Below are 12451 nucleotides of genomic sequence, written 5' to 3' on the forward strand. Positions count from 1 at the left end.
CACCCGCCGTCCTCGACCCGGCGCCTCACCCGGCCCGGCGTACCGGCGGGGGACCGGCCGCCCGCCGCTCCCGTGCCGCGTCGACGAGCGCCCGGGCCAGACGCAGGTCGTCCGGGCTGCGCTCGGGGTGCGACTGCACCCCCATCGCCCAGGCCCCGGACCGGGCCTCCACCGCCTCGACGACGTCCCCGGCGCGGGCGGTGACCCGCAGGCCGTCGGCGACCCGGTCGATCGACTGGTGGTGGTGGCAGCGGACGGTCACCGGGCCGGAGCCGAGCAGCTCCCCGATCCGGGACCCCGGCTCCGTGGTGATCCCGACCGGCGCGTAGGTCCCGGGCCCGGCCGAGTGCGCGGCAGCCACCTCCGGTGCGACGACGTCGGGCAGGTGCTGGTGCAGCGTCCCGCCGAGCGCCACGTTGAGCAGCTGGTGCCCGCGGCACACCCCGAGCACGGGGATGCCCAGCTCCATCGCCCGGCGGACGGCGGCCAGGTCGGCGGCGTCGCGCTCGGTGCGCGGGTCGTCGTCGTGCGGGCCGGGCGCGGCGCCGTAGCGGCCGGCGCCGATGTCGGGCCCGCCGGTGACCAGCAGCCCGTCGCACGACACGGCGGCGTCCGGGGCGTCGGCGGTCGGCGGCAGCAGCACCGGGATCCCGCCCGCCGCGGACACCATGTCGAGGTAGCCGCGGGGGAGCAGGACCGTCTCCTCCTCGTCGACGATCCAGTAGGTGGCGCGCTCGGTGTAGGCGGTCAGCCCGATCAGTGGCCTCACCCGTCGTCACCCCCGCGCAGGACGTCGATGACTTGGTCGCCGTACCGGGCGAGCTTGCCCTCGCCGATCCCGGAGATCGTGCCCAGCGCGGCACGGTCGGCGGGTGCCCGCGTCGCGATCTCGCGCAGCGTCGCGTCGTGGAAGATCACGTAGGCGGGCACGCCCTGCTCCTTCGCCGCCGACGCGCGCCAGGCCCGCAGCCGCTCGAACACCGGCGCGACCTCGGCCGGCATCTCGACCGCCGGCTTCGACCCGCCCCGCGACCGCGACGACCGCGCCGTCCGCTCCGGCTCGGTGCGCAGCATGACCTTCTGCTCGCCGCGCATCGCGGCGGGGGAGTCGTCGGTGAACCGCAGCGTCGAGTAGGTCCCGCCGACGGTCAGCAGCCCGCGCGCGACCAGCTGTCGCAGCACGTTGCGCCACGCGACGTCGGTCAGCTCGGTGCCGACGCCGAACACCGACAGCTCGTGGTGGCGGTGCTGGTCCACCTTCGGGGTGCGCTTGCCGAGCAGGATGTCGACGACCTGCCCGGCGCCGAACTCCTGGTTGCGCTCCTTCTTGAGCCGCCACACCGTCGAGAGGACCTTCTGCGCGGCGACCGTGCCGTCCCACGACGACACCGGCGTCAGGCAGGTGTCGCAGTTGCCGCACGCCTCGGTGGCGGGCCTCTCCCCGAAGTAGCGCAGCAGCTGCGCGCGGCGGCACTCGGTGGTCTCGCACAGCGCGAGCATCGCGTCGAGGTGCTGGGCCAGGCGCCGCTTGTGCGCGGCGTCGCCCTCGCCGTCGTCGATCATCTTCCGTTGCTGGACGACGTCGGCCAGCCCGTAGGCCAGCCACGCCGTCGACGGCTCGCCGTCCCGGCCCGCACGACCGGTCTCCTGGTAGTAGCCCTCGACCGACTTCGGCAGGTCCAGGTGCGCGACGAACCGGACGTCGGGCTTGTCGATCCCCATGCCGAAGGCGATCGTCGCGACCATCACCAGGCCGTCGTCGCGCAGGAAGCGGGACTGGTTGCGGCGGCGGACCTCGGCGTCGAGACCCGCGTGGTAGGGGAGCGCGGCGATCCCCTGCGAGCCGAGGAACTCCGCGGTCTGCTCGACCGACTTGCGGGACAGGCAGTAGACGATGCCTGCGTCACCGGGGTGCTCGGAGCGCAGCAGGTCCAGCAGCTGCTTGCGCGGCTCGTTCTTCGGCGCGATGCGGTACCGGATGTTCGGCCGGTCGAAGCTCGCGACGAAGTGCCGCGCCCCGGTCAGCTGGAGCCGCTGCGCGATCTCGGTGCGGGTGGCGTCGGTGGCGGTCGCGGTGAGCGCGATCCGCGGCACGTCCGGCCAGCGCTTCGGCAGCTCCGAGAGCAGCAGGTAGTCGGGCCGGAAGTCGTGCCCCCACTGCGCGACGCAGTGCGCCTCGTCGATCGCGAAGAGCGCGATCCGGCCGCGCTCGAGCAGGCGCACGGTCGACTCGACCCGCAGCCGCTCCGGGGCGAGGTAGAGCAGGTCCAGCTCGCCGTCGAGGAACTCCTGCTCGGTGAGGCGCCGCTCGTCGGCGTCCTGGGTGGAGTTGAGGAACCCGGCGCGGACGCCGAGCGCCCGCAGCGCGTCCACCTGGTCCTGCATCAGCGCGATCAGCGGCGAGACGACGACGCCGGTGCTGGACCGGGCGAGCGCCGGGACCTGGTAGCAGAGCGACTTCCCGCCACCGGTGGGCATGAGCACCAGCGCGTCGCCGCCGCCGGTGACGTGGGAGACGATCGCCTCCTGGTCACCGCGGAACGCGTCGTAGCCGAACACCCGCCGCAGCACCTCGTGCGGGTCGGACGACCGGACGGGGGCGGGCGCCGCACCGGCCGGTTCCGGCGCCTCCTCGGGCGGGGGCGGGTCCGCCTCGACGTCCTCGGGCTCGGGCGGGAGCGGGATCTCGTCCGGGTCGGAGGTGTCGAACACGGGGTCGATCGTACGAGCCGTGCTCGGCGCCGTCCGCCCGGCTCCGCGGATCCGGCAACGGGCGCCGCGGTGGGGGACTGTGAGCCACCCGGGGCTGCGCCGGGCCGCGCCGGGGTGTAGCAACACGGGAGGGACACGGCGCGCCGGACGGCCTGCGCGCCAGGCACGCGATAAGGACTGATCCGTGAATCTCAAGATCGGGTACAAGGCGTCGGCCGAGCAGTTCGGCCCGCGCGACCTCGTCGAGTACGCGGTACTCGCCGAGGAGCTGGGCCTGGACAGCGTCTGGGCCTCGGACCACTTCCTGCCGTGGCGGCACATCGGCGGGCACGCCCCCGCCGCGCTGCCGTGGATCGCGGCCGTGGGGGAGCGGACGAACCGGGTGCAGATCGGCACCTCGGTGCTCACCCCCACCTTCCGCTACAACGTCGCGGTGCTCGCCCAGGAGTTCGCGACGATGGCGATGCTGACCGGCGGCCGGGTCGCGCTCGGCGTCGGCACCGGCGAGGCGCTCAACGAGATCGCCGTGTCGGGCCGCGAGTGGCCGGAGTTCAAGGAGCGCTTCGCACGGCTACGCGAGGCGGTCCGGCTGATGAAGGCACTGTGGACCGAGGACAGCGTCAGCGTCGAGGGCGACTACTACACCCTCGTCGACGCGATGATCTACGACCGTCCGGAGCAGCCGGTGCCGGTGTACATCGCCGCCGGTGGGCCGATGGTCGCCCGCTACGCGGGCCGGCACGGCGAGGGCTTCATCTGCACCTCCGGCAAGGGCATGGAGCTCTACACCGACAAGCTGCTGCCAGGTGTCCAGGAGGGCGCCGACAAGCAGCGCCGCGACGCATCGCAGATCGACAAGATGATCGAGATCAAGATCTCCTACGACCGCGACCCGGAGGCGGCCCGGGAGAACTGCCGGTTCTGGGCCCCGCTGTCGCTGACCCCGGACCAGAAGAACTCGGTCGACTCGTCGCGGGAGATGGAGCGGCTCGCCGACGAGCTTCCCATCGAGCAGGTGACCAAGCGCTGGATCGTGGCGTCCGATCCGGACGAGGCCGTCGAGCAGATCAGGCCCTACGTCGACGCCGGCCTGAACCATCTCGTCGTGCACGGCCCGGGGGACGATCAGCGTCGCTTCCTCGGTCAGTTCACCGAGGACGTCCTGCCGAAGCTGCGGGAGCTCGGGTGACGGCGGAGGCGGTCCGGAGGGACGGGCGCGTCCTGCGCTGCCGGATCTCCACCGGCCGGCACGGGGCGCTCGACGGCGCGGTGATGCAGGAGGTCACCGACGCGCTGACGGGGCTGGCCGGGCAGGACCCGGCCGATCCGGGCGCCGTCGGTGCGGTGCTGGTCCACGGCGACGGGGAGAACTTCTGCACCGGGGGCAACGTCCGTGACTTCGCCGCGGCCCCGGACCGGGGCGGCTACGTGCGCGAGGTCGCCGACATCTTCCACGCGCTGCAGCGCCCGCTCGTCGCGAGCCCGGTCCCGACCGTCGCCGCCGTGCGCGGCTGGGCCGCCGGGGCGGGGATGAGCGTGGCGCTGGCCTGCGACCTCGCCGTCGGCGGGCGGTCGACCCGGATGCGTCCCGCCTACCCGGGGATCGGCTTCTCCCCGGACGGCGGGATGACCTGGACGCTGCCCCGGCTGGTCGGCGCGGCCCGGGCCCGCCGGATCCTGCTGACCGACGAGGTGCTCGACGCCGACGCGCTCGACGGGCTCGGACTGCTCGCTTCGGTCGTCGACGACGACGCGGTCGACGACGAGGCCGCGACCCTCGCGCACCGGCTGGCGCAGGGGCCGACGGCGGCGCTGGGCCGCATCCGGGGACTGCTCGGCGGGACCTGGGAGGCCACCCTCGGCGAGCAGCTCGACGCCGAGGCCGCCTCCATCGCCGCCTGCGCGGCCGGGCCGGAGGGCGCGGAGGGGCTGGCGGCGTTCGGCGAGAAGCGGCGCCCGCAGTTCCACTAGCGGCGCCGGGGTGTGGTGTGTCGGGGTGCCGGGTTCAGCGGCCGCTGGCGGGGCTGCCCGCCGCGAGCCGGCGCCCGCGTTGCGCGGGCCGGTGTGCGCCCGGCATCCCGACGCCCCACCGCTGCACCGGGCGGTGCACCCCGGGGCCCAGGGGCCACGCCGAGTCGTAGGGCGCGAGGAGCCGGTCCAGCTCGGAGTCCGGGGTGGCGCCCACGCTGTTGCGGAGCAGCCGCTGGAACTCCTCGTACTCGGCGAGGGCGTCGGCGACGCGGCCGCCGGCGAGCAGGGCCTCGACCAGCGCCCGCCGCGAGCGCTCGCGGCTCGGCGCCGTCCGGACGGCGCGCCGGGCGACGGCGACCGAGTCGTCGTGCCGGTCGGCGGCGCTCAGCGTGGTGGACAGGTTCTCCAGCGCGGAGAGCCGCAGCTGCCGGAACCGCTCCCGCTCGACCACGATCCACGGCGCCGTCCAGGACGGGAGGATGTCGGCCTCGAGCAGGTCGGTCGCCGGGCAGCCGATCTCGCGGACGGTCCGCGCCATCTCCGGTGACGAGAACCCGCGGACCATCAGCAGACCCTCGGCGAGATCGACGGTCACGTCGTCGGCGAGGTGCAGGCGGCCGCGGTCGTCGGCGGTGAGCAGGCCGGGGACGTCGACGCCCGCGACGGCCTCGTCCAGCAGCCGGGCCGCCGGGGCGGGCCCGACGCCGGGCCACAGGTCGGCGGCCATCGCCGCGGTCGGCTGCGGGCGCGGGTGCACGGCCAGGTAGGCCACCAGGCGCCGGGAGTCGACGGGCAGCGGTACGGAGTGGTCGCCGACCCGCAGCCCGAACGCCCCCAGGACGCGGACGTGCAGCGCGGAACCGTCGGTGGGCTCGCTCAGCGTGGACTCACTGGATCGACAGTGATCGTCGTCGGACATGCCGTCTTCCCCGGGTCGGTCGTGACGTGCGGCCCGCACGCGGTTCTGCGCCGGTGCCGGGCGCGCCGCCCGGGCGGGAGGGCCGCGGGGCGCTGTGTGGAAACGACGAAACCGCACCAGCACGGACGGCGGGCGGCGTCTCCGTGCGGTGTGCTCGAGGGCCAGGATAGCCGAGGTCGGGCGGGCGCGTGAGATCCGGGTGAGCGAATCGCCACGCACGGCTGCCGGTCGCCGGTGGAGGCGCTGGTCAGGCCCTGGCGAGGAGGCGGACGTGCGTGCCGTCGCGGGCCCGCCACACGTGCAGGCTGTCGCACAGCTGCCGGGCGATCCAGGTGCCCCGCCCGCGCGCCTGCGACGGGTGCGGCGGCGCGAGCCCGATCAGCGGCAGCGTGAGCGCGCCGGTGTCGTGGATCTCGCAGACGAGCTCGCCCGGCCGCGCCCACACCGACAGCCCCGCCTCGGGGGAGCCGTGCTCCACCGCGTTCGTGGCGACCTCGTTGACCGCCTGCACCATGTCCTCGCCGCGGACCGGGTCGAACCGGCAGGCGCGGGCCGCCTCCTCGACCGCGTCGCGGACGCGGGAGAGCTCGAAGGTGTTGTAGTGCAGGCGGACGTCCGGCGGCCCCAGCAGGTGCGGCGGCGCGAAGGGGAGCGCCGCGAGGACGTCGGCGGGGGCGGCGTGCCGCGGGTTCGGCACCCGCTCGCCGCCCCGCAGGTGCAGCGGGTGGTTCGCGAGCGCACCGTCGCCGACCGCGCCGTGCAGCGGCATCCGCGGGTACACGCACAGCTGGGTGACGGGCAGGCCGTCGAGCGAGATGTTCAGCGCGGCCTCGAACTCGACCCAGAAGCCGCCGTCCACCCCGTCCAGCTCGGGGTCGTGTTCCGCGACGACGACCACCGGCCGCCCGGACGACGACAGTGCCCGCAGCTCCCGGGCCCGCCACGCCGCGACGGTCTGGCCCGAGTCGCGGGCCGACCGCGTGAGCGTGGTGAGGCGGCCGAGCGCGGCGCCGGTGCCGGCCAGCTCGTCGCGCAGTGCCTGTTCGACCGGCTCGGAGACGGCCAGTGCGATCTGCGCCCCGACGTCGTGGACGGCGGCCGCGGCCTGCGGGGCGACCTTGGCCACGAGCTCCGCCGGGTCGTCGGCGTGCACCAGGACGTGGACGAAACCGGGCGAGCGGGGAGCGGCGTTGATCTGCACGGGCGGCCTCCGGTCACCGGTCGGGCAGGACGGGGACGACCTTCGGCGGCTCGTCGTCGAGCGCCAGCTGCGGGGAGAAGGCCGCCCCGCAGCGCTCCAGGACCCGCTCGACCCGCGGGCGGACCCGGTGCAGGACGAGCCGGTGGGTGGCGGGGAAGCTCTCGGCGGCGTGCACGAACGCCACCGCCGACGAAGCGGACCGAGGCCATGTCCAGCCCGATGTCGGTGGGGGCGTCGGGGGAGCGCAGCACGGCGTCCAGCGACTGGTGCAGCAGCGCGGTGATCTTCGGACGGTTGCTGTGGTCGATCTCGCCGGCCAGCCGGGCGTGCCCGACGCCGAGGCGCACGATCCGCAGCAGCCCGTCGTCGTAGGCACCGGTCACCGCCAGGTGGTCCCGGTGCAGGGCGCGCATGATGTCGATCTGCTCGTCCGGGAAGTGCTCGTGGTCGTAGGTGCACAGCGCGGTGAGGGAACCCGAGCTCTCCCGGACCAGCCGCGCCAGCAGCCCGTCGTACTCGGGCAGCGTCGCCGACGCCCCCGCCGCGATGGACGCGTGCATCTGGCCGGTGAGGCGGGTGCCGTGCCAGCCGTCGCGCAGCGACTCCTCGACCTGGCCGGACACGCCGGCGTGGATGTCGGGCAGCGGCGTGCGGAAGGTCTGCCGGGTGTTCTCCTCCGGCAGGATCAGGAGCTGACCGCGGCGCAACGGCTCCTCGACGTCGACGCCGTCCTCGGACAGCCTGCGCAGCAGGGTGTCCGCGGCGCCGTCGTCGTCGAAGTAGAGGACCCGCTCACCGAGGTCGAGGCCGTGCGCCACGAACCCGGCCCGGATCTCGCCGAGGTGCTCGAGGCTGTCCGGGACCGCACACACGTGATCGCCGGACGAGAGATCGTCCGCAAGCTTGATCACGATTCACCTGCCGTGACGTGCGCGCCCGGGTGACGCGGGCACGCCCAGTCACGTCGTCCCTGGACGCGTCCACCGTACGGACGTCCGAACAGGAGCCCGGAGACCCCGGAGAGTGCCGGGCGCCGAACCGACGGTGAAGCGCGCCGAGCGGCCCGCCACCGGCGGTGAGCCGTGATCGTGGCGGGCCGCCCGTGTCCGTTCGCCGCGCGCCGGTGCTCCGGACGGACGAGCGGCGGTGTCCCGGGTACGGGTGCTCAGGACCTGCTGGTGACGTCCACCGAGGTCGTGGCGCTGCCCTTGATCGTCTGCAGCACCACGCAGTACCGCTCGGTGAGCTTGATCAGGGTGGCGATCTTCTCGTCGTCGGCCCCCGGCGCGTCGATGTCGAAGGTCAGCCGGATGTCGCGGAACCCGACCGGCGCGTCCTTGACGACGCCGAGCGTGCCGCGGAAGTCGAGGTCGCCCTCGGCCCGCACCGAGCCCGTCACGTCCAGCTCCAGCGCGGTCGCGATCGCCTGGAGGGTGACGCCGGAGCAGGCGACGAGCGCCTCGAGGAGCATGTCGCCGGAGCACAGCTGCGTGCCGTCGCCACCGGTGGCCGGGTGCAGGCCGGCCTCGGCGAGCGCCTGCCCGGTCGTCACCTTGCAGGAGACGCCGGCGCCCAGCTCGCCGTCCGCCTTCAGCGTGACGACGGCGGCCTCGGGGTCGTCGCGGTACTGCTGCTTCAGCGGGGCCTGGATGTCCTTCAGCGATGTGGTGTTCGAGTCCGTCACGCCCTCCATCCTCACCCCACCGTCCGCTCCGGTACAGCGCGGAGGGGCGTCTAGGCTGACCACGTGGGCGGGGAGTCGGACACGGGCAGGGCCGCAGCCGTGCGGCGGAACGCCCGCGAGACGGTGCGGGAGGCGCGCGACACGGTGCGCGTCACCGTCCGGGACTCGGTCCACGAGGTCGCGGGCCCGCCCACCGCCGACGACCGGCTGTGGACCGTCCCGAACGCGCTCAGCGTGCTGCGCCTGCTCGGCGTCCCGCTGTTCCTCTGGCTGATGCTCGGCCCGGAGGCCGACGTCTGGGCCGTCACCGTGCTGGCGATCGGCGGCTTCACCGACTGGCTCGACGGCAAGCTCGCGCGCGTACTGGACCAGTACAGCCGGCTCGGCGCGATGCTCGACCCGGCCGTCGACCGCCTCTACATCCTGGCCGCGCTGGTGGGGCTGGCGATCCGCGGGCTCGTCCCGTGGTGGGTGGTGGCCGCGCTGGTGGCCCGCGACGTCGTGCTCGCCGCCTGCGTGCTCGTGATGCGCCGCCGCGGGTGGGCGCCGTTCGAGGTCGTCTACCTCGGCAAGGCGGCGACGTTCGTGCTCCTCTACGCCTTCCCGCTGCTGCTGCTCGGCGACGGGCCGCCCCCCGCGGAGTCCGTCGTGGCCGTGATCGCGCACGCTTTCGCGATCTGGGGCGTCGCGCTCTACCTCTGGACCGGGGTCCTCTACCTCGCGCAGTTCGTGCTGGCGATGCGCCGCCCGTCGCCGGCCGGTCCCGCTGCGCGCACCCGGTTCGATCACGACGGCGCGGGGGGCTAGGCTCGCCGCGTGAGCTCGGAGATTCCGTCGGACCTGACCTACACCGAAGCCCACGAGTGGGTACGTGAGACCGGGGACGGGGTGGTCCGGATCGGTATCACCGACCATGCCCAGTCCCAGCTCGGCGACGTCGTGTTCGTCCAGCTGCCCACGGTGGGCGAGACCGTGACCGCGGGCGACACCATGGGCGAGGTCGAGTCGACCAAGTCGGTGTCGGACATCTACGCGCCGGTGGCCGGCGAGGTGGTGGCCGTCAACGAGTCGCTCGAGGGCGCCCCGGAGCTGGTCAACTCGGGCCCCTACGGCGACGGGTGGCTGGTGGACGTGCGCCTGGCCGACGGCGGGCTGCCCGAGGGGCTGCTCGACGCGGAGGCCTACCGGCAGCTGGCAGACGGTTCCTGACCCGTTCCGCCGTGCCTGCCGGACCGGTAGTTTCGAATCCCCTGACAACGCCGCTGATCATCGCCCGGACCGCGTCCGGGACCCGTTTCCTACAGGAGGAGACCCCGACGTGACCACGAACGACCCGCGCGACGTGCCACCGGAGCGCGCACCGGAGACCACGTCGGTGTTCCGGGCTGACTTCCTCGCCGACGTGGAGCAGCCGAGCGCGGAGCCGGCCGTCTCCGGTGTCGACGGTCTGCCCGCCGGGTCGGCGTTGCTCGTCGTCCGGCGCGGCCCGAACGCCGGTTCGCGCTTCCTGCTCGACGTGCCGACCACGAGCGCGGGCCGGCACCCGGACAGCGACATCTTCCTCGACGACGTGACCGTCTCCCGGCGGCACGCGGAGTTCCGCCGTGACGCCGGCGAGTTCGTCGTCGTCGACGTCGGCAGCCTCAACGGCACCTACGTCAACCGCGAGCCGGTCGACACGGCCGTGCTCGCGAACGGCGACGAGGTGCAGATCGGCAAGTTCCGGCTGGTCTTCCTGACCGGTCCGCGCGAGCCCGGCCAGGGCTGATCCCGCACGACGTGCGGGCGGGCGGATGTCGAGCCGACACGCCGCGCGCGACGGCCGTGTGACGATCGTCGAAAGGACGTCGTCACACCCCGTCCGGAGGCGGGCGTGGACGGCCCCGCCCGTGTAGCGTCGGAGCGTGTCGGTGGTGGGAGCGGAAGTGACCACACGGACCAGGGCGAGCAAGGCGATCCGGGCGGCCGGGGTGGCGGGTACACCCGGGCCGGCCGACAGGCCCGCAAGGGCCGGGGAGGCGGGCTGATGAGCGAGATGCGCGTCGTGGGCGTCCGGGTCGAACTCCCGGCGAACCAGCCGATCCTGCTGCTGCGGGAGACCAACGGGGACCGTTACCTCCCGATCTGGATCGGGTCCGTGGAGGCGACGGCGATAGCCCTGGAGCAGCAGGGCGTGAAGCCGGCGCGGCCGCTCACCCACGATCTCCTCAAGGACGTGATCGGTGCGCTCGGCCGCCGGCTGGAGCAGGTCCGGGTGACGGACCTCCAGGAGGGCACCTTCTACGCCGAGCTGATCTTCGACGGCGGCGTGACCGTCTCCGCACGACCGAGTGACTCGATCGCGCTGGCGCTGCGTACCGGGGTCCCGGTGCACGCCGACGAGAGCGTCCTCGCCGAGGCCGGGCTCGTCATCCCGGACGAGCAGGAGGACGAGGTCGAGAAGTTCCGCGAGTTCCTCGACTCCGTCTCGCCGGAGGACTTCCGCGGCGCCCAGCCGGGCTGAGAGCGACCGTTCGGCGCGGTCGGCGACCGCCGGCCGTGCTCCGTCCGGCCGAGGGACGTGGGTCCCGCGCCGTCCGGTACGCCCGTGTCGGCGAGCCGCGTTGACCACCCCGTCCGCCGGGCCTACCGTCATCACTACTGATGACATCCGTGGAACTCCTCGGGCACCCAGAGTGATGTGGTACCGGAGGGGAGCGCGGTGCGGCCGACCGAGGGAGACCACGCGGTGCAGACGCCACCACCCGAGGGGCCGGGACAGGGAGAGCTGTTCCCGGACCCGCTCGTCGGTGACGGGCTCGACGGGGTGCCCGACAGCCTCGTCGGCTTCCGCGGCCCGACCGCGTGCCAGGTCGTGGGGATCACCTACCGGCAGCTCGACTACTGGGCCCGCACGGGTCTGGTCGTGCCGTCGATAAGAGGTGCGGCCGGATCGGGCAGCCAGCGGCTGTACTCCTTCAAGGACGTCCTCGTCCTGAAGATCGTCAAGCGCCTGCTCGACGCGGGTGTGTCACTCCAGAACATCCGGATCGCCGTGGAGCACCTGCGCCGGCGGGGCATCCGGGACCTGGCCGGCATCACGCTGTTCTCGGACGGCACGACCGTCTACGAGTGCACCTCACCGGAGGAGGTCGTCGATCTCCTCCAGGGTGGCCAGGGCGTCTTCGGCATCGCCGTCTCCGGTGCGATGCGCGAGATCACCGGTGTGATCAAGGACTTCCCGGCGGAGCGCGCCGACGGCGGCACCGTCGACGAGTCCCCGGAGGACGAGCTCGCCCGCAGGCGGTCCCGCCGCGCGATCTCCTGAGTCCTGCACGGTCCCGGGTCACGCCACCGAGCGGAACGGGTCGTGCTCGGACAGGAGCTTCTCCATCCGTGCCTGGTCGACCCGGTTGACCACGGTCAGGCTCTCCTGGCGGTCCCGCACGCACTTGGCGAGGGTGAACGCGGACGTGATCGCGTAGAGGACGGCGATCGCGAGGAACGCCTTCACCCACCCGTCGACGGGCAGGTAGACGGTCCCGATCACGACGGCGGCCAGCGACACGCCGAAGGACAGGACCGACTGCATGTGGAAGGCCGCGGTGGTCGCGGGCGTGGTGGTCGCGCTGCTGGTGTTCGACATGCACGGAAGCGTGACGAGCACCGGCGGGCGCCGGCGCCGTGAAAGTACGGAGAAGACGGGTACCCTGTTGCCGGTAGTCGTTGACGCCGTGCGGGAGAGACCCGGTGCAGGAGGCCGGGCGCCGAAGGAGCAAATCCCTTCCCGGAATCTCTCAGGCACACGGACCGTACGGTCGAGACGCCTCTGGAAAGCGACGGGCCACCACGGGGAGGCCCGTCCGCCGACGGGGAAAGCCCGAAGCCTCGGGTGAATCTCTCAGGCGCCCGCCACCGCGGGTACGGACAGAGGGGGAGGGGCGTGACCGCCCTGTCCCCGGCCTGACCGAGTAGTACCCCGGAG

15 protein-coding genes and 1 riboswitch are annotated in these 12451 nt (G+C 73.7%); of the genes, 8 read left to right on the forward strand and 7 right to left on the reverse strand.

All coding sequences use genetic code 11. The features are described from left to right. Positions 1 to 25: 25 nt before the first annotated feature. Both Ae150APs1_RS01445 and recQ read right to left on the reverse strand, forming a co-directional pair. Positions 26 to 769 (reverse strand): gamma-glutamyl-gamma-aminobutyrate hydrolase family protein, encoded by a 744-nt coding sequence (locus Ae150APs1_RS01445; RefSeq protein ID WP_060576097.1) that lies wholly within the window; start codon positions 767 to 769, stop codon positions 26 to 28. Then, complete coding sequence (recQ, locus tag Ae150APs1_RS01450) at positions 766 to 2571, reverse strand: DNA helicase RecQ (RefSeq protein ID WP_075301557.1); 1806 nt, start codon at positions 2569 to 2571, stop codon at positions 766 to 768. Before recQ ends, Ae150APs1_RS01445 begins: the two co-directional genes overlap by 4 nt. Before the next feature lie 325 nt (positions 2572 to 2896). On the opposite strand from recQ, the gene fgd reads away from it, so the two are divergent. Beyond that, positions 2897 to 3901: a glucose-6-phosphate dehydrogenase (coenzyme-F420) gene (fgd, locus tag Ae150APs1_RS01455; protein ID WP_075295237.1), complete on the forward strand. Its 1005-nt coding sequence runs from the start codon at positions 2897 to 2899 to the stop codon at positions 3899 to 3901. Beyond that, the gene (locus Ae150APs1_RS01460; protein ID WP_060576096.1) at positions 3898 to 4683 is read left to right on the forward strand and encodes an enoyl-CoA hydratase-related protein; all 786 of its coding nucleotides are present in this window, start codon (positions 3898 to 3900) and stop codon (positions 4681 to 4683) included. Before fgd ends, Ae150APs1_RS01460 begins: the two co-directional genes overlap by 4 nt. A gap of 34 nt (positions 4684 to 4717) precedes the next feature. Here the strand turns inward: Ae150APs1_RS01460 and Ae150APs1_RS01465 are convergent, their stop codons facing one another. From Ae150APs1_RS01465 to Ae150APs1_RS31825, 3 genes are all read right to left on the reverse strand, one after another. Next, positions 4718 to 5602 carry a BTAD domain-containing putative transcriptional regulator gene (locus Ae150APs1_RS01465; RefSeq protein ID WP_060576095.1) on the reverse strand — a complete coding sequence of 295 codons (885 nt, stop codon included), beginning with the start codon at positions 5600 to 5602 and terminating at the stop codon, positions 4718 to 4720. Positions 5603 to 5849: 247 nt separating this feature from the next. Further along, positions 5850 to 6803 (reverse strand): ATP-binding protein, encoded by a 954-nt coding sequence (locus Ae150APs1_RS01470; RefSeq protein WP_010224682.1) that lies wholly within the window; start codon positions 6801 to 6803, stop codon positions 5850 to 5852. A 13-nt stretch (positions 6804 to 6816) separates the two neighbouring features. Continuing rightward, positions 6817 to 6978, reverse strand: coding sequence for a hypothetical protein (locus tag Ae150APs1_RS31825; RefSeq protein ID WP_170918024.1), 162 nt, complete (start codon positions 6976 to 6978; stop codon positions 6817 to 6819). Here Ae150APs1_RS31825 and Ae150APs1_RS33175 point away from each other — a divergent pair. Beyond that, positions 6950 to 7747 (forward strand): hypothetical protein, encoded by a 798-nt coding sequence (locus tag Ae150APs1_RS33175; RefSeq protein WP_249266167.1) that lies wholly within the window; start codon positions 6950 to 6952, stop codon positions 7745 to 7747. The genes Ae150APs1_RS31825 and Ae150APs1_RS33175 overlap by 29 nt on opposite strands. Before the next feature lie 221 nt (positions 7748 to 7968). Here the strand turns inward: Ae150APs1_RS33175 and Ae150APs1_RS01480 are convergent, their stop codons facing one another. After that, positions 7969 to 8496 carry an OsmC family protein gene (locus Ae150APs1_RS01480; protein ID WP_075295239.1) on the reverse strand — a complete coding sequence of 176 codons (528 nt, stop codon included), beginning with the start codon at positions 8494 to 8496 and terminating at the stop codon, positions 7969 to 7971. 54 nt (positions 8497 to 8550) lie between these two features. On the opposite strand from Ae150APs1_RS01480, the gene Ae150APs1_RS01485 reads away from it, so the two are divergent. The 5 genes from Ae150APs1_RS01485 to Ae150APs1_RS01505 all read left to right on the forward strand — a co-directional run bounded on the left by Ae150APs1_RS01485 (position 8551) and on the right by Ae150APs1_RS01505 (position 11794). Further along, on the forward strand, positions 8551 to 9294 hold the full coding sequence (locus tag Ae150APs1_RS01485) for a CDP-alcohol phosphatidyltransferase family protein (RefSeq protein ID WP_170918025.1): 744 nt from the start codon (positions 8551 to 8553) through the stop codon (positions 9292 to 9294). Positions 9295 to 9303: 9 nt separating this feature from the next. Next, a complete protein-coding gene (gcvH, locus tag Ae150APs1_RS01490) occupies positions 9304 to 9696 on the forward strand; it encodes a glycine cleavage system protein GcvH (RefSeq protein ID WP_010224689.1) in 393 nt (130 codons plus the stop codon). Positions 9697 to 9805: 109 nt separating this feature from the next. Continuing rightward, the gene (garA, locus tag Ae150APs1_RS01495; protein ID WP_010224691.1) at positions 9806 to 10255 is read left to right on the forward strand and encodes a glycogen accumulation regulator GarA; all 450 of its coding nucleotides are present in this window, start codon (positions 9806 to 9808) and stop codon (positions 10253 to 10255) included. A gap of 258 nt (positions 10256 to 10513) precedes the next feature. Beyond that, positions 10514 to 10990 (forward strand): bifunctional nuclease family protein, encoded by a 477-nt coding sequence (locus Ae150APs1_RS01500; protein ID WP_010224693.1) that lies wholly within the window; start codon positions 10514 to 10516, stop codon positions 10988 to 10990. A gap of 264 nt (positions 10991 to 11254) precedes the next feature. After that, positions 11255 to 11794, forward strand: a complete 540-nt coding sequence (locus tag Ae150APs1_RS01505) for a MerR family transcriptional regulator (RefSeq protein ID WP_227012878.1) — start codon at positions 11255 to 11257, stop codon at positions 11792 to 11794. Positions 11795 to 11812: 18 nt separating this feature from the next. Here the strand turns inward: Ae150APs1_RS01505 and Ae150APs1_RS01510 are convergent, their stop codons facing one another. Next, entirely contained in the window at positions 11813 to 12112 is a 300-nt protein-coding gene (locus Ae150APs1_RS01510) for a YiaA/YiaB family inner membrane protein (protein ID WP_010224698.1), read from the reverse strand. Between the two features lie 81 nt (positions 12113 to 12193). Further along, positions 12194 to 12289: riboswitch (glycine riboswitch) on the forward strand. Positions 12290 to 12451 lie beyond the last annotated feature (162 nt).

The sequence above is a fragment of the Pseudonocardia sp. Ae150A_Ps1 genome (assembly GCF_001932315.1).
GTDB lineage: Bacteria > Actinomycetota > Actinomycetes > Mycobacteriales > Pseudonocardiaceae > Pseudonocardia.